This is a genomic window from Pseudomonas sp. Irchel s3h14, from assembly GCF_900187425.1.
GTDB lineage: Bacteria > Pseudomonadota > Gammaproteobacteria > Pseudomonadales > Pseudomonadaceae > Aquipseudomonas.
The window spans coordinates 1-1651 of sequence record NZ_FYDJ01000045.1 but is presented as its reverse complement, the minus strand read 5'-3'; the positions used below and the strand labels follow the sequence as shown (position 1 = coordinate 1651).

At 53.5% G+C, this 1651-nt stretch carries 1 protein-coding gene; it reads right to left on the bottom strand.

Translation table 11 applies throughout. The annotated features are described in order from the left end of the window. Positions 1–41: 41 nt before the first annotated feature. Positions 42–1570 (bottom strand): IS3 family transposase gene (locus tag CKW16_RS31495; protein WP_095133628.1). Its coding sequence is split into 2 segments (ribosomal slippage): positions 42–1129 and positions 1129–1570, totalling 1530 coding nucleotides; the frame shifts between segments, so codons are not numbered across the junction. Positions 1571–1651 lie beyond the last annotated feature (81 nt).

Genomic DNA, 1651 nt, shown 5'->3' with positions numbered 1-1651 from the left:
CGGTACGTGTCAAGGTACCTGTCGCCTTGCTCCTACAGTTGTTAGCCCGTTGCGCCCCTAATTTCAGGGCGTTCCGGGTTTAAATACACCGCATCTGCGAGCTTCCAGTTCCGTGTCCGAGTACTCCAGCGGCTCGGATTAGCTTCCCTCGCATCTTCATACAGCGCTGCTCTAGCTTTTAATAAAGCTGTAGCTTTGCCTTCGTGGCGTTCGTTTGGTGTCACGTATTTCAAAGCACTGTGGCGGTGATCTTCGTTGTACCACTCGATAAATTTCTGTACCCAAAGCCTTGCTTCCGTGACCGTATCAAATGGTTGATCCGGCCAGAGTGGGCAGTACTTTGCGGTGCGGAAAAGTGCCTCGGCATAGGCGTTATCATTGCTAACCCTTGGCCGGCTAAAAGAGGGTTCGACGCCCAGGGCGATCATGCTTTCACGTAACAAAGAGCCTCTCATAACGTGGCCGTTATCCGAGTGCAGCACCAACGGACGACCTGCTGTTTGTTCACGTAAGCATCCTTTTCTGAGCAGCTCACACGCGTGTTCAGCGCATTCAACCTCATGCACTTCATTGGCAACCAGCTTGCGGCTGAAGACATCCTTGACCATGTACCAGTAGAAAAAACGACCTTTGACAGTGCTGGGCAGCCAAGTGATATCCCAACACCACACTTGATTGGGAGCGTCAGCGCGATGCGTCGTCAGCACCCTGCGTTTTGGGGCTTTGGTACGGCCACGACGCACGTTTTGATTGGCGGCTTTTAACACACGATAAAACGTCGACTCCGAAGCCAGATAGATGCCTTTATCAGCCAGCTTAGGAACGATTTGGTGCGGGGTGAGGCTGGCGTAGCCAGCCTGATTGGCAGCATCAAGAACCGCTTGGCGTTCTGCCTCACTGAGCTTGTTCGTCGGCATTGCCCGCTGAGCCAGCAGTCGCCCATCACAGTCAGCGTGTCGCCAGCGTTGAACTGTTCGCAGGCTCAGCCCCAGCTCATTACAGGCTCGATATCGACGAGCACCATTCAGCACCGCGTCTGCAATCAACTTCATGGCGTGCGTACGATCAGAGGCGTTGATCAGTCTTCCTTGTCCTTGCCCCAGATCGCATTGGCTTTTTTTCTGAGCTCCAGCAAGGCCACCGCCTCCGCACGACCGGCATCAGACTGGATCAGTTGACGCTCAAGTACTTTGATGCGCCGTTCCTCGGCTGTCTTGGAGGTTCGAGAGTTGAGATCAACAACCGGATTGGCGTTTTGGCAAGCCACTCGCCACTGTTGGATTTGCTCAGGGTAAATGCCCTTGATTCGGCAGTACTGAGAGATCTCCACCTCGCTCAATGGCGCGGTTTCCATGACCGCATTGAATTTATCGGCGCTTGACCATTGATCACTAGTCTTGCCGTTTCCCGGAACGATCAAGCCCTTATCTCTAGCCATTTGCCTCCAGTTTCGCAGTGACTGTGGCGTGAGATTGAGCGCAACGGCAAGTTCTGCCACTGATCGATTGAGGGGCGGCATCATTTGCAGAACGACCCAGTCTTTGAAGTCGCTTTCGTATCGCTTGCCCATTTTGGACATTTGTTATTCACCTTCGCCCTCTTGAATGATTGAGTCAATCAACAAGGGCGACAGGTAGCCTGACACGGAGGG